Here is a 20,221-nt window from a genome sequence, read left to right on the forward strand (position 1 = left end):
CTAGGCCCGCGGCGCGCCCCGCGGCAGGGTCGCGGCCCGATCTCACCCGCCCCGGGTGAGCGGGCGCAGGATCATCGCGGAGCGCGGGACGTACCTGGTGCGTCCCGCGCTCCGCGATGACGAGCGGAGCTCAGGCGCGCGGGGCCTTGGTGGTCACGGGGTGCCAGGGGTCGGCCACCTTGGCGGCGGCGGCCGGGCCCCAGGTGCCGCGGCGGTAGAGCTCGGGCTCCTTGCCCGCGGCGAGCAGGCCGTCCACGATCCGCCACTCCTCGGCGATCGTGTCGGGGCGGGCGAAGCGGTGCTTGCGGCCGTCCATGGCGTCGTCGAGCAGACGCTCGTAGGCCTCCTGGCGGTGTCCCAGGGCCCGGTCGAAGTCGACGCCGAGAGCCACGGGCTGGCTGACGGCCTTCGCTCCGGGTGCCTTGGCCTGCAGGGTCACGGAGACGCCGTCGTCGTGGCCGAGGCGGAAGTGCAGGCGGTTGGCCTCGGGCCGCTCCGCGGACTTGGACGCGAACAGCAGCCGCGGCGGGCGGCGCAGCTCGACCACGGCCTCGGTGGCGGCCCCGGCCAGGGCCTTGCCGGCGCGCACGTGGAACGGCACCCCGGCCCAGCGGAAGGAGTCGATCCACAGCGTGGTGGCCATGAAGGTCTCGGTGATGGAGCCGGGAGCGACACCGTCCTCCTCGCCGTAGCCCTCGTACTGCCCCATCACCGTGTCGTCGGGGTCGATCGGGCGGACCTGCCGCAGCAGCCGCACCTCCTCGTCCCGGTAGGCGTCGGCGTCGTCCGCGATGGGCGGCTCCATGCCCAGCAGCGCCACGATCTGCAGCAGGTGGTTCTGCACGACGTCGCGCACGGCACCGACGCCGTCGTAGAAGCCGGCCCGGCCCTCGGTGTCGAGCGACTCGGCCAGCGTCACCTGCACCGACTTCACGTAGTGCCGGTTCCACAGCGGCTCGAAGAGGGTGTTGGCGAAGCGGAAGACCAGCAGCCCCTCGACCGACTCCTTGCCCAGGTAGTGGTCGATGCGGAAGATGTTCTGCTCGTCCACGTAGCGGGTCAGCGCGGTGTTCAGCTCCGCGGCCGAGGCGGCGTCGCGGCCGAACGGCTTCTCGACGACCACGCGGCCGCGGTCGGCCAGGCCGACGGCGTTCAGCCCGGCGACCACGCTCTCGAAGACCACGGGCGGGACGGCGAGGTGGAACAGCGGCCGCGCGGTGTCGGCGAGCATCGCGGCCAGCGCCTCGTACGTCGCGGTCTCGGTGTACTCGCCCGCCAGCATCCGCAGCCGGCCGAGCAGCCGCGCCAGCGCCGCCTCGTCCACCTGCGTGGCGGCGTCACGCACGGCGCCCTCGGCCCGTGCCCGCAGGCGCTCGTCGTCCCACGCCGAGCGCGCCAGCCCGATGACCGGGCCGTCGAGCCGCTCGGCCCGCTCGAGGTTGTAGAGCGCGGGGAGCAGCTTCTTGTAGGCGAGGTCGCCAGAGACGCCGAAGAGGACGACGGCGTCGGACCGGGAGTCGGGGGAGGTGCTGTCTGCGGTCAGGCTGGTCACGGCTCCATCCTCTCCGACGCGGGGAGGCGGCCCGTCCCGGGTCCGGCCGTCGGGCAGCTCAGGAGACCTGGACCACCGCCTTCATGCACTGCGGGTCGGAGTCGGCGTCGAGGGCCGCCTCGACCTCCTCCAGCGGGTACCGGTGGGTCACCAGCGCGTCCAGCTCGACCATCCCGGCCTGCGCGAGCGCGATGCCCCGCGGCCAGGTGTCGACGTAGCGGAAGACGCCGGTGAGGCTGATCTCCATGGCGGCCAGGTAGGCCGTGGGCAGGGTCGCCTCGTCCGCACCCATGCCCACCAGCACCACGGTGCCGCCGGGGCGCACCGCGCGCAGGCCCTGGAGCAGCGCGGGCGTCGCGCCCGAGCACTCGACGAACGAGTCGGCCTCCAGCGCGGCGACGGCGTCGGCGTCCTCGACGGGGTGCAGGGCCCGGGTCGCGCCCAGGGAGGTGATGCGCTCGCGACGGGACGCGACCAGGTCGGTGACCACCACGTCGGCCGCACCGGCGGCGCGGGCGGCCTGGGCGACCATCGCGCCGATCGGCCCGGCGCCGGCGACCAGCACCTGGTCACCGGGACCGATGGCGGCCTTGTGGATCGACCAGAGGCCGACCGAGAGCGGCTCGAGCAGCGCCGCGGCCTCGTCGGTCATCGTCCCCGGCACCGGGTGGGCGAAGTCGGCGGGCGCGGTGACGTAGTCGGCGAACGCGCCGTTCACCGGCGGGGTGGCGTAGAAGCGCATCTCGCGGCACAGGTTGAAGCGGCCGCTCAGGCAGTGGCGGCAGCGGCGGCACGGCACCTGGGGGTCGATGGCCACCCGCTCCCCCACCCGCGTCTCCGGCACGCCGGGACCCACGTCGACCACCGTGCCGCTGACCTCGTGGCCGAGCACCAGCGGTGCGTCCACGACGGCGTCACCGATGCGTCCGTGCCGGTAGTAGTGCACGTCGGAGCCGCACACCCCGACCGAGGCCACCCGCACCAGCACCTCGCCCGGGCCGGCGACGGGCACCGGCCGCTCCTGCATCTCGATCACGCCCTGCTCCAGCAGGACGCTGGCACGCATGGTGGCGGGCACGGAGGGGTCGGGCATGACGGACTCCTGGAGGGCAGGGCGTGGGTGGCGGACGCCCCTGATTCTGCACCGCAGGAGCGACAGGTGTCGCCGGACCTGCCCGGCCACGACGGGGACCAACGTCCCGACCGACGGTCTCCGCGCCTCCGGCTCCCCCGTCCTGCTCAGCCTGGGCCCCGCCGGGCCGAAGAAGACCTCGGCAGCCCGTCGGCAGCCACCTCCTGCTCACCGTCCCACCGTCCGCCCGCGCTGCCGCGCTCGTCACCCGAGGTGCTCATGGCCACCTGGTCCGTCTCCCCCACCACCCTCGACGCCCCCGCCACCGTCGCGGACCGTCCGCGCACGGGGCTCCGCCTCGCCGACCTGGGGCTGCGCACCAAGCTGCTCAGCGCCGTCGGCGCCCTGGCGGTCGTCGCCGTCGCCGTCGGCGTGCTCGGCATCGTGAACCTCGGCGCCGCCGCGGCCACCACCCAGGTGATGTACGAGGAGAACGTCCAGGCCGGCATCTACACCGCCAAGGCGATCACCGACGTCGAGGAGATCGCGATCGCGCTGCGCGACTCCGCCCTCCAGCCCGACCGTGAGCGCACCCAGGCGTCCCTGGACGAGATCGACACCCGCTACGCCGCCTTCGGCGAGGCCGCCGCCTCCCTGCAGGCCCTCGGGCTGGGCAGCCAGGTCGACGACCAGCTGAGCGCCGCCGCCGACTCCCTCGCCCTGGGCATGGAGTACAACGAGGAGGTGCTGGCCCCGCTGGCGCTGGACAACCAGTACGACGCCTGGGTCGCCGCGGCCGACACGTCCAAGAACCCGCACTTCGCCGAGGCCCGCAACCTGCTCCAGGAGCTGACCTCGATCGTCGCGGTCGACGCGGAGACCGCCGCGGACGAGGCCGCCGCCACCGCGGCCAGGATGCGCTGGGTCACCATCATCTCGCTGGTCGCCGGCGTCGCGATCGCGCTCGCCCTCACCGTCGTGGTGCTGCGGCGCGTGCTCGCCGACGTCGCCGCCGTCCGCACCGTGGCCGACGCGCTGGCCGCCGGCGACCTCACCACCACCTCGGACCTGAGCAGCCGCGACGAGATCGGCTCCATGTCCGCCGCGCTGGACGACGCCAGCCGCCGCCTGCGGGGCCTCATGCAGACCGTCTCGGAGTCGTCGGGGGCCCTGGCCGTCTCCTCCGAGGAGCTCTCCGCCTCGTCCACCCAGATCGCGGCGGGCGCCGAGGAGACCTCGGTGCAGGCCAACGTGGTGAGCCAGGCCGCCGACGACATCTCCCGCAACGTCTCCACCGTCTCGGCCGGCGCCGAGGAGATGGGCGCCTCCATCAAGGAGATCGCCTCCTCGGCCACCGACGCCGCCCGGGTCGCCGCCCGGGCCGTCGAGATGGTCGAGAGCACCAACGCCACCATCGCCAAGCTCGGCGTCTCCAGCCAGGAGATCGGCGAGGTCATCAAGACCATCTCCTCCATCGCCGAGCAGACCAACCTGCTCGCGCTCAACGCCACCATCGAGGCCGCGCGCGCCGGCGCCGCCGGCAAGGGCTTCGCCGTGGTCGCCAGCGAGGTCAAGGAGCTGGCCCAGGAGACCGCACGGGCCACCGAGGACATCGTCGGCCGCGTCCAGGCCATCCAGGGCGACACCGACGGCGCCGTCTCCGCGATCGGCGAGATCTCCCAGATCATCGGCTCGATCAACGAGTACCAGATGACGATCGCCTCGGCCGTCGAGCAGCAGTCGGCCACCACCAACGAGATGATGCGCAACGTCTCCGAGGCCTCGGTCGGCTCGAGCCAGATCGCCGACAACATCCAGGGCGTCTCGGCCGCCGCCGGCTCCACCACGGAGGCGCTGAGCCAGAGCCAGGCCGCCGTCAACGAGGTCGCGCGGATGGCCACCGACCTGCGCAGCGCCGTCAGCAGCTTCCGCGTCTGACGCTCGCTCCCGCACGCACACGACCGCCGGGTCGGCCCGAGGTTCGGGTCGACCCGGCGGTCGTGGTGGGTGCGGCCCTGCCGCGGCCCCGGCCCGGGGTAGGGATCGGGTCAGGGCCGGCGGATGCCCTCCAGCTCGTGCGCGAGCGTGTCGAGCTCGGCACCGCCGGCCATGGCCGCGACCAGCTCGTCGAGGGTGACCTGCTCCCGCGTCCAGTCCTGGGTCATCCGCCCGCGGTTGAGCAGGAAGAAGTGGTCCCCGACCAGGAACGCGTGGTGCGGGTTGTGGGTGATCAGCACGACCGCGATGCCCCGCTCGCGGGCCTGCGCGACGTACTTCAGCACCACGCCGGACTGCTTCACGCCGAGCGCCGAGGTCGGCTCGTCGAGGATGAGCACCTTGGCGCCGAAGTAGACCGCGCGCGCGATGGCGACGGCCTGCCGCTCGCCGCCCGAGAGGGTGCCCACGGGCTGGTCGACGTCGCGCACGTCGATGCCCATCGCGGCCAGCTCGGTGCGGGCGACCTCCTTGGCCCGGGCCACGTCGATGCGGCGCCACGGGCCCCAGCCCTTGCGCGGCTCGGAGCCGAGGAAGAAGTTGCGCCACACCGACATCAGCGGCACGGTCGCCAGGTCCTGGTAGACCGTCGCGATGCCGGCGGCCAGCGCGTCGCGCGGCGAGGAGAAGTCGACCGCCTCCCCCGCCACCCGGTACGTGCCGGAGGTGGGCTGGTGGACGCCGGCCAGCGTCTTGATCAGCGTCGACTTGCCGGCCCCGTTGTCGCCGAGGACGCAGGTGACCTCGCCGGCGCGCACGCGCAGCGAGACGTCGCGCAGGGCGATCACGTTGCCGAACGTGCGGCCGACCCCGTCCAGCTCGACGGCGGCGGGCTCGGGCGTGGTGGGCTCGGGCGCGCCGGACTCGGTGGCGCTCACTTCGTCCCCCCTGCCACCCGGCGGGAGATGAGGGTGTTGACCATGACGGCGAGGAACAGGATGAGGCCGAGGAACAGGAAGCTCCAGTCGGTGTTCCAGCCGGCGTAGGCGATGCCGATGAAGGCCATCCCGATGATCGAGGCGCCGATCGAGGCGCCGACCGCCGACCCGAAGCCGCCGGTCAGCAGGCAGCCGCCGACCACCGCGGCGATGATGAAGGTGAACTCCTCGCCGACGCCCTGGCCGGCCTGCACGGACTCCAGCCGCAGCGCCGTGGTGACGCCCACGAAGGCCGCGGCCATCGAGGTGCCCATGAAGAGGGTGATCTTGGTGGAGGTGACGGGCACGCCGACGTTGCGGGCGGCCACCTGGTCACCGCCCACGGCCTGCACCCACGACCCGAACCGGACCCGGGTGAGGACCCACGTGGCGAGCACCGTGAACAGCAGCCACCAGACCAGCGACATGCGGAACTGGTAGCCGCCGCCGAACGTGCCGGCGAAGACGGCCGAGGCCGAGTCGAACCCGGTCGCCTGTCCCAGGCCGGAGACGCGCACGGTGCCGGTCACGAGCTTGGTGAGGCCCAGGTTGATGCCCTGGAGGGAGAAGAACATCGCCAGCGTGACGATGAACGAGGGCAGCCGCGTGGTGACCACGAGCCACCCGTTGAGCGCCCCGACGCCCGCCGCGAACACGAACGTCAGGACGATGGCCGGCCAGATCGAGAGGTTGACCTGGGTGACGAGCATGCCCATCACCAGGCCGGTGGAGCCGACCATGACGCCCGCGGAGAGGTCGAACTCGCCGCCGATCATGAGCAGCGCGACGAACACCGCGACGATGCCGATGCTGGCGGCCGAGTCAGTCCAGCGGGCCACGCCGGACAGCGACAGGAACGACCCGGTCGTGTCGACCGCCGTGAACAGCACGAGGACGGCCAGGGCGCCCAGCAGCGCCCCGAGCTCGGGGCGACGGGCGAGGCGGTCGAGCACGCCGCGCGAGGCGACGCGTTCGTCGACGGCGGGCTCCGGTGCCGTCGGCGCGCCAGGGGCGGCGCTCATCAGCGCGTGCCCTCGTCGGCCAGGTCGGCGACCTCGGCGGCGTTGTCCTGCGTCACGAAGCCGGGGCCGGTGAGGATCGGCTGGCCGCCGCCGATGGTGTTGAGGTTGCGGTCGTAGAGGGCCAGCGCGACGACCGGCAGGTAGCCCTGCAGGTACTGCTGCTGGTCGACGGCGAACAGGATGTCGCCGTCCTCGATCGCGGTGACCACGTCGGAGGAGAGGTCGAAGGTGGCCAGCAGCGCGTCCGAGCCGGCGGTGTCACGGGCCTCGAGGGCGGCGACCGCGATGTCGGGGTCGAGCGCGAGGACGGCGTCCACGTCACCGTCCGCCTGGAGCTTGGCGGCGATCTGCGCGGAGGTCTGCGTGGGGTCGGACTTGCCGGCGACCTGGAAGTCCTCGACCTCGCCGGTGAAGCCCTCGGCGGCGCCGTCGCAGCGGTCCTGCAGGCCGGTGTTGCTCTGCTCGTGGATCACGCACAGCACCTTGGTGGCGCCGGCCTCGGCGAGCTGCTCGCCGGCGCCCTCGCCGGCGATCTTCTCGTCCTGGCCGACGTGGGTGATCGCGCCCAGCTCGTCGAAGGCGCCCGAGCCGGAGTTGAGGGTGATGACCGGGATGCCGGCGTCCACCGCGTCGGCGACCGCCGAGCGGATCGCGTCCGGGTTCGGGGCGGAGACGGCGATGCCGTCGACCCCGGCCGTCACGGCCGCCTCGATGAGCTGCGCCTGCTGCTCCGGGTCGTCGTCGGACTCCTGGTAGTTCAGGGTCACGCCCTCGGCCGAGGCCGCGGCCTCCGCGCCGGTCTTCACGACCGACCAGAACGACCCGCCGTCCCCGTGGGTGATGACGGCGATCGTCAGGTCGTCGTCGGCGGTGGCCGAGCCGACGGGCTGGCTGTTGCAGGCTGCGAGCGCGGGGACCAGGGCCAGGGTGGCCAGGGCCGCGGCTGCCCTCGTGCGAACGTTCATCGGTGCTGCTCCTCGTCCGGTGCCCGCGCGCGTCGGCACGGGCCGTGTGCCTGTCGCGACCACGCGCCGGAGGCCTGGCCCGCGTGGTCGCGGACGTCGGCAGAGGGGGGTCGCCGGGCCTCATCTTCCACGGCCGGACGCCGGCGGGCGACTCGGGTCGCCCCGCCGGCGTCCTCGCAGGTGAGACGTGTCGCACGGAAGCACGTGCCACGCGTGCGGGCGCCCATGACACGTGTCGCTCGGACGTGCCCGTCCTGAAAGGTGCTGCCGACTCACCGCCGAGTCGGCAGCAGGTTGCTGCCGACTCGGCGGTGAGGGGTCAGCGCGAGGCCGGGGCCGGCAGCGCGGCGAGGATGTCGGAGACCCGCTCCTTGGCGTCGCCGAAGAGCATGTCGGCGTTCTCCCGGAAGAACAGCGGGTTCTGGACGCCGGCGTAGCCGACGGCCATCGACCGCTTGAAGACGATCACCCGGCCGGCCTCCCAGACCCGCAGGACGGGCATGCCGGCGATGGGCGAGCCCGGGTCCTCCGCGGCGGCGGGGTTGACGGTGTCGTTCGCGCCGATGACCAGCACCACGTCGGTGGAGGCGAGGTCGTCGTTGACCTCGTCCATCTCGAGCACGACGTCGTAGGGCACCTTGGCCTCGGCGAGCAGCACGTTCATGTGCCCCGGCAGCCGCCCCGCGACCGGGTGGATGCCGAAGCGGACGTCGACGCCGCGCTCGCGCAGCGCCCGGGTCAGCTCGGCCACCGGGTACTGGGCCTGTGCCACGGCCATGCCGTAGCCCGGCGTGATGACCACGCTGGAGGCCTCGCTGAGCATCTCGGCCACGTCCGAGGCCGAGACCTCGGTGTGCTCCCCCTCGACCGCGGCGCTGGTGGAGGCCACGGCCCCGAAGCCACCGAGGATGACCGAGACGAACGAGCGGTTCATCGCGGTGCACATCAGGTAGGACAGGTAGGCACCCGAGGAGCCGACCAGCGCGCCGGTGACGATGAGCAGGTCGTTCTCCAGCAGGAAGCCGGAGGCGGCCGCGGCCCAGCCGGAGTAGCTGTTCAGCATCGAGACGACCACCGGCATGTCGCCGCCGCCGATGGAGGCGACCAGGTGCCAGCCGAGCGCGAGCGCCACGACGGTGGCGATCACCAGCGGCGCCAGCGCGGGCGCGACGGTGAACCAGACCGTGCAGGCGACGAGCACGGCCAGCGCGGTCGCGTTGAGCACGTGCTTGCCGGGCAGCACCAGCGGGGAGGACTTGATCCGCGCCGAGAGCTTGAGGAACGCCACGATCGAGCCGGTGAAGGTGACCGCGCCGATGAAGACGCCGATCACCACCTCGGCGTGGTGGATGCCGAGCAGGCCCTCGGCCTCGAGCAGGCGCGCCTCGGCGCCCTCGGGGTCGGCCTCGACCAGCAGGTAGCCGTTCCAGCCGACGGCGACGGCGGCCAGACCCACGAAGGAGTGCAGCAGCGCGATGAGCTCCGGCATGCCGGTCATCTCCACGACGCGGGCGCGCCAGACGCCGATGGCGCCGCCGACGGCCACGGCCACGAGGACGCCGACCAGCCAGCCGGGTCGCGTGGCCAGGCCGTCGCTCTCGGGGTTGATCGCGAGGGCGAGGGTGGCCACGAGCGCCAGCGCCATGCCGGCCATGCCGAAGCCGTTGCCGCGACGCGCGGTCTCGTGCTTGGACAGGCCCGAGAGCGCCAGCACGAAGAGCAGGGCGGCCACCACGTAGGCGGCCAGGGCGAGCGAGGTGAGCGTCATCGGTGGCTCCCCTTCTGCGAGGCGAGAGCGTCCGAGCGGGTGAACATGGCGAGCATGCGCCGGGTCACCGCGAAGCCGCCGAACACGTTGATCGAGGCGAGCAGGACGGCGACGAGAGCGACCGCGCCCACCAGGCCCGGGGTGCTGTCGCCGGGGTGCCCCACCTGGAGCAGCGCGCCCACGACGATGATCCCGCTGATCGCGTTGGTGACGCTCATGAGCGGGGTGTGCAGCGCGTGGTGCACGTGCCCGATCACGTAGAAGCCCACGACCACCGCCAGCGCGAAGACCGTGAGGTGCGGCAGCAGGGCCGCCGGCGCGGCGGCCAGCACGAGCAGCAGCGCGAGCCCGGCGAGGCCGATGCCGGCGACCCGACGTCGCGGGTCTGCCGGCTTCTTCTCCGGGGCGGGCTCGACCGGTGCCGGGGCGGCCGGCGCGGCCGCGGGTGCCGCCGAGACCTGCACGGGCGGCGGCGGCCAGGTGACCGCACCGTCCTGGGTGACGGTGACCGCGCGCTGCACCACGTCCTCGTGGTCGAGCGCCAGCACCCCGTCCTTGCCGGGCGTGAGCAGCGTCAGCAGGTTCACCAGGTTGGTGGCGTAGAGCCGGCTGGCCTGCTGCGGCAGTCGCGCCGGCAGGTCGGTGTAGCCGAGCAGCACGACGCCGTTCTCGGTCACGACCCGCTCGCCGGGGCGCGAGCCCTCGACGTTGCCGCCGCCGTCGGTCGCGGTGCCGGCGGCCATGTCGACGACGACCGACCCAGGGGCCATCGTCGCGAGCATCTCGGCCGTGATCAGCCGGGGCGCGGGGCGCCCGGGGATCAGCGCGGTGGTGACGACGACGTCGACGCCGGGCAACGTGTCGGCGTACAGCGCGGCGGCGCGGGCGTTGTAGTCGTCCGACATCTCCTTGGCGTAGCCGTCGGAGGAGACCTGCGCCGCCTCGTCGGGCACGGCCAGGTACTCCCCACCCAGGGAGGCGACCTGGTCGGCCACCTCGGGGCGGGGATCGGTGGCACGGACGACGGCGCCGAGCGAGCCGGCGGCGCCGATCGCGGCGAGGCCGGCGACACCGGCGCCCGCGACGAGCACCTGGGCCGGCGGCACCTTGCCCGCGGCGGTGACCTGGCCGGTGAAGAACCGGCCGAACTCGTGCGCGGCCTCGATCACGGCCCGGTAGCCGGCGATGTTGGCCATCGAGGAGAGGACGTCCATCGACTGCGCGCGCGAGATGCGCGGCACCGCGTCCATCGACAGGGCCGTGACCCCGCGGCCCGCGAGGTCCGTCAGCAGGTCGGGCGAGAGGGCGGGGGCGAGCAGCCCGATCCAGGTCTGCCCCCCACGCAGCCCGTCGGCACGGACGGCCTCCGGGGCACCGAGGGAGAGCACCACGTCGGCGGCCAGGGGGTCACCGACCTCGGCGCCGGCCTCGCGGTACGCGGCGTCGGCGAACCCGGCACGCGTGCCGGCGGCCGCCTCGACCACGACGCGGTAGCCGAGCCTGACCAGCGCCCGCACCGAGTCGGGGGTGGCTGCCACGCGCGGCTCGCCCTCCCGCTCGCGCACCACACCGATGAGCCGGCCCACGGCCACCTCCTCGGTGCTCCCACCGGCCTGCGGCGTTCCTGGCTCCAGCACGTCCTGCTCCGTCACGGCTCGACCTCCCCTGCTCGTGCCTGCCTCGGGGAGTCCTCCCCGTGGAGGCGCATCCTGACAGGGTTGTGACTCGCGTCGCTCGCGGACGCCCGCCTTTCGGACAACGAGGTCCGCCTGGAGCGGTCGAGAATCGTGCCCGAGCGGGCAACGGTGCCCGCTCGGTCGACCGTCAGGACCGGACCGGCTCGACCCACGCGCCCTTGTCGGCCGAGGTGACCATGGCGTCGAGCACCTCCGCGGCGGCCAGCGCGTCGTCCAGCCCGGGGCCCTGCTGCTCCCCACCCTCGAGGATCATCTGCGCCAGCCCCGCGCACTCCAGCACCTTGGTGTCGTCGTAGCCGGTCGCCATGCCCGAGACCGGCTGGATGCGGGCGAAGCCACCCGCGAACGGCCCGGCGACGAGCTGGGCGGAGGGCTGGTCGACGAACGCGTCGCCGGTCGAGAGCCGCAGCTCGCCGGGGCGGCGGAAGTCCCACGCCACCAGCCCCTGGGTGCCGTGCACCTCGATGGCGTACCGGTTCTGCTCCCCCACCGCGACGCGGCTGGCCTCGAGCGTCACGCGCACGTCGCCGACCCTCATCAGGGCGGTGAGCACGTCCTCGTTCTCGACCGGGCCCTTGGCGGCGTCCGGGGAGCCCAGGCCGTGGCCGTAGGTGGCGGCACCCGGGTCGAGCACCGGCCGCTGGTCGATCACGATCGAGGTCTCGGCCACGACGCGGTCGACGTCGCCGAGCGCGAAGCGGACGAGGTCGACGCCGTGCGAGGCCAGGTCTCCGAGCACGCCGTGGCCGCCGGCGTCCAGCGCGTAGCGCCAGGTGAGGGTGCCGAGCGGATGGGCGGCGTAGTCGCTGAGCATCTGCACGTGCGCGTGCGTGGGCCGCCCGATGGCGCCCGAGCGGACGAGGTCGGCCAGGTGCGCCATCGCCGGCACCGCCCGGTAGTTGAACCCGACGGTGGCGCGGACGCCGGCGGCGACGACCGCGTCGCGCACCGCCCGGGCGTCGTCGGCGCCGAGCCCGACCGGCTTCTCGATCCACAGGTGCTTGCCGGCCTCGGCGACCGCCACCCCGAGCTCGCGGTGCAGCATGTTCGGCGCGGTCACCGAGACGACGTCGACGGCCGGGTCGGCGACCAGGTCGCGCCAGTCGGCGTAGGAGTGCGCGAAGCCGTGCTTGCGCACCGCGGTCGCGCGGGCCGCGTCGTTGCTGTCGGCCACGGCGACGAACCGCGGCTCGACGGGCACCTCGGGGAAGTGGTGCCGCAGCCTCGCCCAGGCGCGGGCGTGCACGTCGCCCAGCCAGCCGGCGCCGATGACGCCGATCCCGAGCACGCGGTCGTCGGTCTCGCTCATGAGGTCCCTCCCCGTCACTGGTGTTACTGGCAGGCACCAGCCCGGGGTCCCACCGATGGAGCGGGGCGCGACCGACGCTGGCACGTGCCACGTGACGCTAGCCCGCGGCGTCCACCCTCACCAGACCTGCGCCCGTCAGCGATCCCTTCAAATACCCCTCAGCCCACCGACCCCTGGGCTCCCCGCCACTAGTGCGCGACGAAACGGCTGCCCCGAGGCCTCGAGGCGGTGCTTTTCGTCGCGCACTATCGGCTTGGCACCGCTAGACGAGGACGCCGACGGCGCGGCCGGCCGGGGAGGTCGACCAGGTCTGCCAGCCACCGTCGAGGTTGCGCACGCGGCGGCCGTGCTGGCGCAGCAGGCGGGCGGCGACGTGGGCGCGCTGCCCGACCCCGCAGTAGACGACGAGGTCGCCGGCCGGCAGGGCGGCCAGACGCGAGCGCAGGTCGTCCAGCGGCACGTGCAGCGCGCCGGGCAGGTGACCGGCCTCGTGCTCCTCGCTCGTGCGGACGTCGAGCACGCTGGCACCGCCCCCCACGGCAGCGGCGACCTCGTGCCACTGCAGGGCGTCGTCCAGGCCGCTCCGTCGGTTCTCCGCGACGTAGCCGACCACGTTGACCGGGTCCTTGGCGGAGCCGAACGGCGGGGCGTAGGCGAGCTCGAGGTCGGCGAGGGCCTCGACCGCCATGCCCGCGCGCATCGCGGTCGCGATGACGTCGACCCGCTTGTCGACGCCCTCGTGGCCGATCGCCTGGACGCCGAGGAGGCGGCCGTCGGACTCGCGGTAGACGACCTTGAGGGCCATCGCCTGCGCACCCGGGTAGTAGCCGGCGTGCGAGGCCGCGTGGGTGTGGACCACGCCGACCGGCACCCCCGCCGCTCGCGCCCGCTTCTCGCTCCAGCCGCTCATCGCCGCGGTCAGGCCGAAGACCTTCACGATGGCGGTGGACTGGGTGACCCCCGACCGGGCCGGCCGGCCGGCGATGACGTCCGCGACCCGACGCCCGTGCCGGTTGGCGAGGTTGGCCAGCGGGACCAGCGCGGCGCCGCCGTCGACGGCGTCGGTCTTCTCCGCGACGTCCCCGAGGGCGAAGATCCGGGGGTCGGACGTGCGCTGCTGCTCGTCGACGGCGATGCCGCCACGCGGACCGATCGCGAGACCGGTGCCCCGCGCGAGCGTGGTGTCGGGGCGGACGCCGACGGCGAACAGCACGAGGTCGGCGTCCACCTGGCGACCGTCGGCGAGGGTGACGGCGTGCTCGCCCACCGCGCTCAGGCTGGTGCCGAGCTCCAGGGCGACCCCGTGCGCGGTCAGCTCGTCGGCGACCCGCAGCGCCATCTCGGCGTCCAGGGGCGCCATGACCTGGTCGGCGAGCTCGACGACGGTGACGTCGAGGCCGCGCTCGCGCAGGTTCTCGGCCGCCTCGAGGCCGATGAAGCCGGCGCCGACGACGACCGCCGACCGCACCGGGCCGCCCGGAGTCCCGTCCAGGGCGGCGACCAGGCCGTCGAGGTCCTCGATGTTGCGCAGGGTGTGGCCGCGCTCCTTGCCCGGCACGTCCGGGACGAACGGCGCGGCGCCGGGCGAGAGGACGAGGTGGTCCCAGGTCTCGACCGACTCCCGGCCGGTCGCCAGGTCGACGATCGTCACTGTGCGGGCCTCGCGGTCGATCGCGGTGACCTCGTGCCGGACGCGGACGTCGAGGTCGAACCGGGCCCGGAGGCCCTCCGGGGTCTGCAGGAGCAGGTCGTCACGGTCGGCGATGGTGCCGGAGAGGTGGTAGGGCAGGCCGCAGTTGGCGAAGGAGACGTGGCCGCTGCGCTCGAGGACGACGATCTCCGCCGCCTCGTCCAGCCGACGCAACCGGGCCGCGGTGGACATGCCTCCGGCGACTCCCCCGACGATGACGATCTTCACGAGTGCTCTCCTTCGACGAGCCCGACTTCGACGAGCCCGACTTCGACAGGCGTGGTGCGAGCCCTCGGCTCGCTCGCTGCTGCGGGTCGTGCGGCCCGCCACCAGCATGGAGACATCCCCCACCCCGGTTCTTCCCGCGCCGGCACAGTCAGGCCTTCCGTCGCGCGAGTGGCACCCTTCGCCCGCCACGTGCGGGACGTTGGGCCCGCCCGGCCGCGCCGCTCGACCGAAGAAATGGGAGCAACACCCATATTTCCGGCACACTCGTGCTCAGACGACGCCTCGTCCGGCCGATCCGTGACCACAGGGGGCGAGACGTCCCCTCCTGCTCGGCACCGGCGCCGGTCGGCCCGAGCGCACCCCGACGACCGCTCACCCCCGACCCGACAGACCCCGCGAGCACGCGACCCGCAGCAGCCAGCCCGGCCACGAGCAAGGTTCCACGAACCTGTGGCGAGAACCGGGGGCAGCGCGGCGTCCGTCGTGATTGACTGGGCGTCCGCCGGGGGGGCGACGAGGAAGGACCGCCGTGACCCGCAGCGACCAGCCCACGAGACACCTGGTCTCGTTCCTGGGCATGGCCGCCTTCTACGCGGTCATGGTGCTCGCCGGCATCTACAGCGTCCCCGCGAACGGCACGCTCGCGGCCACCTCGCCGGCAGCCGGCGCCGCCCTGCTGTGGGTGCTCACCTGTCGCAACCGCACCTGCGCCCGTGTCGCGGTGGTGGCCAGCGGCCTCCTGACCGTGGCCGTCGTGACCCTCGCGGGGCTCGGGCTCGCTGCCGCCCTGCTCATCGCGGTCGCCGGCATCGTGCAGGTCGCCGTCGTCGCCGTGGTCGTCCTGCGCCCCGACTTCGAGCTCCCCTACCGCCGGACGAACCTCCCACGCGTCGTGGTGGCCATCGTGGCGGGCTCCCTGGCCGGCACGGCCGTCGCCGCGGCCGGACTGCCGCTGTCGGGCATCGACCTCTCCCCGCTGGAGCTGCTCGCGTGGTGGGGCCGCCAGGCCGTCGGCCTGGGCACCGTGGGCTTCGTGGGCGTCTTCCTGTGGTCCGAGCACCGGGCGGGACGCTCGGTCGCGCGCGAGGTGCTGGCTCTGCACCGCTCCCCCGTGACCGGGCGCCTGCAGCTGATCGGCGCCGCGTTCGTCAGCTACGGAGCGCTGGCGATCAACGAGGACGCCTTCGTCTTCCTCGCCCTGCCGCCGGCGATCTGGATCGCCTCGCGCTACTCGCCCGTGATCAGCGCGCTCCACGTGCTCGGCGTCTCCGGCCTGGCGATCGGGCTCACCGCCACCGGCCACTCGGCCCTGGCGGAGAAGACGAACACGCCGGCCGCCACGGTGCTGAGCCTCCAGGTCTTCCTCCTGACGCTCCTGCTCACCGTGCTCACCACCGCCGTGCTCAGCGCCCAGCGCGCCCGGCTGCTCCACGAGCTGCGCGAGCGCGACCAGGAGCGCGCCGAGCGACTGGAGCTGTTCGGGCGCACCACGGCCGCGATGAGCGACGGCCTGGCCGTCTACGACGAGGACGGCACCCTCGTCCTCGCCAACGAGGTCGCCACGCTCACCCTCGCCACCACCGACCTGGGCACCTGCCCGGCCGAGGCGGGCGAGGTCCCGTGGCCCACCGACGGCCGCCGCTGCCTGCCCACGCGGATGCCGCTGGCCGAGGCCCTCGAGCTCGGCCGGGTCTCCGCCGACGTCACGGCCCACACCCGGGGTGAGCACCGCCAGGACGTCGTCTTCGCGGTGACCGCCGCCAGCCTGCGCGCCTCGGAGTCGTGGAGCGGACGACGCCGCGTGCTGGTCGTGTTCCGCGACGTCACCGACGAGCGTGCCCACCGCGAGGCGCTCACCGACTTCGCCGCCCGCGCCGCCCACGACCTCCGCAGCCCGGTGGCCGCGGCGCGCAGCTGGATCGGCTTCACCCAGCACCAGGTGCTCGCCGGCGACGAGCTGGACCGCGACGACATCGCCGAGTCCCTCCAGGGCACCGGCCAGGCGCTCGACCGCATGCTCGAGCTGGTCAGCGGGCTCCTCGACCAGGCGACCGCCACCGAGGGCCGCCTGCGCCGCACCGACACCGACCTCGCCGAGCCCGACGGGCCCCTGCACCGCGCCCGCGCCCTGCAGGCTCCCGACGCCGTCCTCACCCTCGGCGACCTGCCGCACGTGGAGGCCGACCCCGAGCTGCTGGTCCAGCTCTTCGGCAACCTCCTCGGCAACGCGGTGAAGTACGCGCAGCCCGGTCACGTGCCGCGAGTGCACGTGGAGGGCGGGCACGACGGCGAGCGGGCGCAGCTGCGGGTCACCGACAACGGCCTCGGGGTGCCCGAGGACCAGCGGGACGTGGTGTTCGACCGCCTCTCGCGCGCCCACCGCGACCTCGGGGTGGCCGGCTCGGGGCTCGGCCTGTCCATCTGCCGCACCATCGTGGAACGGCACGGCGGCACGATCCGCTGCGAGGCGGCCGACCCCACCGCCGGCCTCACGGGCACCGGAGGCCCGGGCACCACGTTCGTGCTCGACCTGCCGGCGTCCGCCGACCGGGCGGTCTCCCCCGCCCCCGCGCCGCGCCGCGAGCCCGCCGCGGACACCACCCGGGTACGAGGGACCCTGGGATCAGGCCCGAGCACGACCTAGCGTCGACGTCATGACGATGATCTTCGTCCCGCTCATGGCGGGCCTGGGGGCGTGGGGCGCGCTGCTCCTCGTCGGGGTCGTCTTCGCGGAGACGGGGATCGCGCCGGCGTTCTTCCTGCCCGGCGGGGCGATGCTGTTCGCCGGCGGTCTCTACGTGGCCAGCGGGGTCGTGCCGGTGCCGTTCGTGCCGCTGCTCGTGGTCACCGTGCTGGCCGCGGTCGCGGGAGACCAGGTCGGCTTCGCCCTCGGCCGCCGGGCCGGGCCCCACGTCTTCCGGCCTCGCGGGCGCATCTGGACGACGGCGCACGTCGAGCGAGCCCGCCTGCTGCTGGAGCGGCACGGCCACCACGCCGTGCTGCTCGCCCGCTTCGTGCCGGTCGCCCGGACCTTCGTGCCCATCGTGGCCGGGTCCCTGGGCATGCGACCGCGGCGGTTCGTGGCCTGGAACGTGGCCGGTGCCGTCGTCTGGGCCGGCGGCATCATGCTCGTCGGCTACTTCCTCGGCGGGGTGCCGTGGATCGCGGAGAACACCGCTCTGCTCACGGTGGCGCTCGTGGCGGTCTCGTTCGTCGTCGTGGCCGCGCACCTGCTCATCCGTCGGCTGCGCACGGGCCACTGGCGCGCGCCGGTCACCCTCGAGCCGGTGCCGGCCCGGAGCCACGGCCACGCGACCCTCGGGTGACCCGGCGCCCGCCGTCGCACATGACGATGGGCACGTGAGCAACCCCGCGACACCCCTGCCCGCCGAGACCGACGTCGTGGTGGTGGGCGCCGGCCTCTCCGGCCTGCGTGCCGCCCTCGAGCTGGAGGCCGCCGGCCGCGACGTCGTCGTGCTCGAGGGGGCGGACGCGGTGGGCGGCCGCGTCCGCACCACGCGGGTGGACGCGTTCCTCCTCGACCGCGGCTTCCAGCTGCTCAACCCCGCCTACCCCGCGGTGCGCCGCTGGGTCGACCTCGGGGCCCTGGCGCTCCAGCCGTTCGGCGCCGGCGTGGTCGCCGCGACCCCCGCCGGCCGGCAGCGGCTCGGCCACCCCTGGCACGCCCCCGGCCTGCTGCCCACCACGGCACGAGCCGCGCTCGCTGGCCTCGTGCCCGGCCGCGCGGGCGCGCTGGGCGCACCTCCCCTCGCCGCGCTCGCACGCTGGTGGGCGCCGGCCCTGCCCCGCACCCTCACCGAGGCTCGCGAGCCGCTGCGCGCACGGCTCGACGAGCGACCGGACGCCGCGCTGGCCGCGAGCCTGGACGCCGCCGGCGTCACCGGGCCGTGGCGGCGCGTGCTGGAGCAGTTCCTCGCCGGCGTCCTGCTCGACCCGGACGGGGAGACCTCCGCCCACCTGGTGCGCCTGCTGGTCTCCTCCTTCCTGGCCGGCACGCCCGGCCTGCCCCGCGACGGCATGCAGGCCCTGCCCGAGCAGCTGGCCGCCGGGCTGCGCCGGCCCGTCGCGCTCGGCACCCCGGCCGAGCGGGTGGAGGAGCAGGCCGCGGACGGCACCCGCACGGTGCGGACGCCGGCGGGGCCGGTGCGCGCGCGGCACGTGGTCGTCGCCGGGGGACCCACTGCCGCCGCCGCTCTGGTCGGCCGGCCTGCGCCACCGGTGCGGGGCGTGGTCACGGCCTGGTGGGCCCTGCCCGAGCCCGACGTCCCCGCCACCCGCGCCGACCTGCTGCACGTCGACGCCCGGGAGCGACCGGAGGGTCCGCTGGTCAACGCGGCCCTCGTCTCGGGCGCGGCGCCCTCCTACGCCCCGGCGGGCAGCGGCCTGGTGGCCGGCTCCTCGCTGGACCTGGACGCCCCGGAGGCCGACCTGCGCCGCCACGCCGGCCGCCTGCTCGACGTCGACCCCGCCCGCCTGGTGCTGGTCGGGCGGGACCGGGTGCCCGAGGCCCTGCCGGCGCACCGCCCGCCCCTGGCGGCGGCCCGGGCGGTCGACGTCGCCCCCGGGCTGTGGTGGTGCGGCGACCACCGTGACACCCCCTCGCTCCAGGGCGCGCTGGTCAGCGGGCACCGGGCCGCGAGCGCGGTGCTGGCAGCCGAGGTCTAGGGATTTCCTCAGGTGCTTCTCAACCGGGACGGGAAGCATCGTTGACATGAGCAACCACCCTTCTCGCCCCACCACGACGGGCACCGTCCGCAACCTCCTCGAGACCGACGACGAGACTGCCGCCCGCCCCTCCGGCGCCGCCCTCGCCCTGGCGCTCGGCGCACTGTCCCGCGGGGGCCGCTGACCGGCTCTTCGCACCTCTCCAGCCGGCTCACACGCGGTTGCCAGGCAACGGCGGGAACGTCGGTCCATGAGCATCGGAACCGCCGCCCGCCCCGCCCGTCCCGCCGCCTTCCAGCCGCACGAGGCCCCCGCCGGGCTCGTCGACCTCGACCTCCTGGCCGCCGTCGCCGAGGACCTGGACGACGCCCACCCGGAGCGTCACGCCGGGGCGAGCCTGTGGGTGGTCCCCGACCTCGGGGCCGGCCTCGACCCGGCATCCGTGGCGCCCGCGCCCGCGCTCGCTGCCTGAGCCCGGCCACACGGCGCGCCGGGGACCGGGGATAGTGGACCCGTGAGCAGCACGCAGGAGACCCGCACGCCCTGGGACGCGGCCTCGGTGGCCGAGGAGCTGCTGGCGCGTGAGCGCGAGCGGCGCGAGGGAGGCCGCCTCACCGACGAGCGGCCCGGCCTCGACCTGGACCTCGCCTACGCGGCCCAGGACGTCTACCTGGCCCGCCGGGTCGGCGCCGGCGAGCGGCTGGTCGGGGTGAAGCTGGGGCTGACCTCGGTGGCCAAGCAGCAGCGGATGGGCATCACGGCGCCACTGACCGCGTGGCTGACCGACGCCATGGAGCTGGAGCCGGAGCAGCCCGTCGAGGTGTCCTCGCTGCTGCACCCGCGCGTCGAGCCCGAGATCGTCTTCGTCATGGGCGAGCGCCTCGCCGGCCCCGGCGTGACCACCCGGCAGGCCCTGGCCGCGGTGGAGCGCGTGCACGCCGGGCTGGAGGTCATCGACAGCCGGTACCGGGACTTCTCCTTCGCCCTGCCCGACGTCGTGGCCGACAACGCCTCCAGCTCCCGCTTCGTCGTCTCCCCGTTCTCCGTGGCCCCCGACGAGCTCGACCTCGTCCTCGAGGGCTGCACCCTGTCGGTCGACGGCGCCGTGGCCGCGACCGCCACCGGGGCCGCCGTCCAGGGCCACCCCGCCGCCGCCCTCGCGCTGGCCGCCAACGCGCTGGCCGAGCGCGGCCTCGCGATCGAGGCCGGGCAGGTCGTGCTCACCGGCGGCCTCACCGACGCGGAGCACCTGCGCCCCGGGTCGGTGGTCACGGCCGAGTTCGCGACCCTGGGCCGGGTCGACCTGGCCGGGGCCTGAGC

The 20,221-nt window shown here is 74.6% G+C and carries 16 protein-coding genes; 7 read left to right on the forward strand and 9 right to left on the reverse strand.

What is annotated here, in order from left to right; translation table 11 throughout:
* Positions 1-130 precede the first annotated feature (130 nt).
* Both zwf and M8316_RS17250 read right to left on the reverse strand, forming a co-directional pair.
* Positions 131-1,552 (reverse strand): glucose-6-phosphate dehydrogenase, encoded by a 1,422-nt coding sequence (zwf, locus tag M8316_RS17245; RefSeq protein WP_250056644.1) that lies wholly within the window; start codon positions 1,550-1,552, stop codon positions 131-133.
* A 58-nt stretch (positions 1,553-1,610) separates the two neighbouring features.
* On the reverse strand, positions 1,611-2,645 hold the full coding sequence (locus M8316_RS17250) for an NAD(P)-dependent alcohol dehydrogenase (protein ID WP_250056646.1): 1,035 nt from the start codon (positions 2,643-2,645) through the stop codon (positions 1,611-1,613).
* Between the two features lie 258 nt (positions 2,646-2,903).
* Between M8316_RS17250 and M8316_RS17255 the strand changes: the two genes are divergently transcribed.
* The gene (locus M8316_RS17255) at positions 2,904-4,562 is read left to right on the forward strand and encodes a methyl-accepting chemotaxis protein (RefSeq protein WP_250056647.1); all 1,659 of its coding nucleotides are present in this window, start codon (positions 2,904-2,906) and stop codon (positions 4,560-4,562) included.
* A 110-nt stretch (positions 4,563-4,672) separates the two neighbouring features.
* Here the strand turns inward: M8316_RS17255 and M8316_RS17260 are convergent, their stop codons facing one another.
* The 7 genes from M8316_RS17260 to M8316_RS17290 form a co-directional block, all read right to left on the reverse strand.
* Positions 4,673-5,497 (reverse strand): ATP-binding cassette domain-containing protein, encoded by an 825-nt coding sequence (locus M8316_RS17260; RefSeq protein WP_250056648.1) that lies wholly within the window; start codon positions 5,495-5,497, stop codon positions 4,673-4,675.
* Positions 5,494-6,558, reverse strand: coding sequence for an ABC transporter permease (locus M8316_RS17265; protein ID WP_250056649.1), 1,065 nt, complete (start codon positions 6,556-6,558; stop codon positions 5,494-5,496). The genes M8316_RS17260 and M8316_RS17265 overlap by 4 nt, the downstream gene beginning before the upstream one ends.
* A complete protein-coding gene (locus tag M8316_RS17270; RefSeq protein ID WP_250056650.1) occupies positions 6,558-7,523 on the reverse strand; it encodes a sugar ABC transporter substrate-binding protein in 966 nt (321 codons plus the stop codon). The genes M8316_RS17265 and M8316_RS17270 overlap by 1 nt, the downstream gene beginning before the upstream one ends.
* A gap of 319 nt (positions 7,524-7,842) precedes the next feature.
* Positions 7,843-9,291, reverse strand: coding sequence for a Re/Si-specific NAD(P)(+) transhydrogenase subunit beta (gene pntB, locus M8316_RS17275; protein WP_250056651.1), 1,449 nt, complete (start codon positions 9,289-9,291; stop codon positions 7,843-7,845).
* Positions 9,288-10,877 carry a Re/Si-specific NAD(P)(+) transhydrogenase subunit alpha gene (locus M8316_RS17280; protein ID WP_250056689.1) on the reverse strand — a complete coding sequence of 530 codons (1,590 nt, stop codon included), beginning with the start codon at positions 10,875-10,877 and terminating at the stop codon, positions 9,288-9,290. Before M8316_RS17280 ends, pntB begins: the two co-directional genes overlap by 4 nt.
* A gap of 238 nt (positions 10,878-11,115) precedes the next feature.
* Positions 11,116-12,297: a Gfo/Idh/MocA family protein gene (locus M8316_RS17285; protein WP_250056652.1), complete on the reverse strand. Its 1,182-nt coding sequence runs from the start codon at positions 12,295-12,297 to the stop codon at positions 11,116-11,118.
* A 262-nt stretch (positions 12,298-12,559) separates the two neighbouring features.
* Positions 12,560-14,215 carry an FAD-dependent oxidoreductase gene (locus tag M8316_RS17290; RefSeq protein ID WP_250056653.1) on the reverse strand — a complete coding sequence of 552 codons (1,656 nt, stop codon included), beginning with the start codon at positions 14,213-14,215 and terminating at the stop codon, positions 12,560-12,562.
* Between the two features lie 529 nt (positions 14,216-14,744).
* On the opposite strand from M8316_RS17290, the gene M8316_RS21215 reads away from it, so the two are divergent.
* From M8316_RS21215 to M8316_RS17320, 6 genes are all read left to right on the forward strand, one after another.
* Positions 14,745-16,859 carry a sensor histidine kinase gene (locus M8316_RS21215; RefSeq protein WP_250056655.1) on the forward strand — a complete coding sequence of 705 codons (2,115 nt, stop codon included), beginning with the start codon at positions 14,745-14,747 and terminating at the stop codon, positions 16,857-16,859.
* Between the two features lie 10 nt (positions 16,860-16,869).
* Positions 16,870-17,541 (forward strand): DedA family protein, encoded by a 672-nt coding sequence (locus M8316_RS17300; protein WP_250056657.1) that lies wholly within the window; start codon positions 16,870-16,872, stop codon positions 17,539-17,541.
* A gap of 34 nt (positions 17,542-17,575) precedes the next feature.
* Positions 17,576-18,901, forward strand: a complete 1,326-nt coding sequence (locus M8316_RS20835; protein WP_308196049.1) for a flavin monoamine oxidase family protein — start codon at positions 17,576-17,578, stop codon at positions 18,899-18,901.
* Positions 18,902-18,947: 46 nt separating this feature from the next.
* Positions 18,948-19,085: a hypothetical protein gene (locus tag M8316_RS17310; protein ID WP_250056693.1), complete on the forward strand. Its 138-nt coding sequence runs from the start codon at positions 18,948-18,950 to the stop codon at positions 19,083-19,085.
* Positions 19,086-19,151: 66 nt separating this feature from the next.
* The gene (locus M8316_RS17315; protein WP_250056659.1) at positions 19,152-19,373 is read left to right on the forward strand and encodes a hypothetical protein; all 222 of its coding nucleotides are present in this window, start codon (positions 19,152-19,154) and stop codon (positions 19,371-19,373) included.
* Between the two features lie 42 nt (positions 19,374-19,415).
* Complete coding sequence (locus tag M8316_RS17320) at positions 19,416-20,219, forward strand: 2-keto-4-pentenoate hydratase (protein ID WP_250056661.1); 804 nt, start codon at positions 19,416-19,418, stop codon at positions 20,217-20,219.
* Positions 20,220-20,221 lie beyond the last annotated feature (2 nt).

Origin of the sequence: Nocardioides bruguierae (genome assembly GCF_023554635.1) — a bacterium.
Classification (GTDB): domain Bacteria; phylum Actinomycetota; class Actinomycetes; order Propionibacteriales; family Nocardioidaceae; genus Nocardioides; species Nocardioides bruguierae.

Excerpts from the sequence above, each read along its gene's own strand:
- M8316_RS17250 (WP_250056646.1), bottom strand. The coding sequence starts at position 2,645 with ATGCCCGACCCCTCCGTGCCCGCCACCATGCGTGCCAGCGTCCTGCTG.
- M8316_RS17255 (WP_250056647.1), top strand. The coding sequence starts at position 2,904 with ATGGCCACCTGGTCCGTCTCCCCCACCACCCTCGACGCCCCCGCCACC.
- M8316_RS17265 (WP_250056649.1), bottom strand. The coding sequence starts at position 6,558 with ATGAGCGCCGCCCCTGGCGCGCCGACGGCACCGGAGCCCGCCGTCGAC.
- M8316_RS17270 (WP_250056650.1), bottom strand. The coding sequence starts at position 7,523 with ATGAACGTTCGCACGAGGGCAGCCGCGGCCCTGGCCACCCTGGCCCTG.
- pntB (WP_250056651.1), bottom strand. The coding sequence starts at position 9,291 with ATGACGCTCACCTCGCTCGCCCTGGCCGCCTACGTGGTGGCCGCCCTG.
- M8316_RS17285 (WP_250056652.1), bottom strand. The coding sequence starts at position 12,297 with ATGAGCGAGACCGACGACCGCGTGCTCGGGATCGGCGTCATCGGCGCC.
- M8316_RS17300 (WP_250056657.1), top strand. The coding sequence starts at position 16,870 with ATGACGATGATCTTCGTCCCGCTCATGGCGGGCCTGGGGGCGTGGGGC.
- M8316_RS17310 (WP_250056693.1), top strand. The coding sequence starts at position 18,948 with ATGAGCAACCACCCTTCTCGCCCCACCACGACGGGCACCGTCCGCAAC.
- M8316_RS17315 (WP_250056659.1), top strand. The coding sequence starts at position 19,152 with ATGAGCATCGGAACCGCCGCCCGCCCCGCCCGTCCCGCCGCCTTCCAG.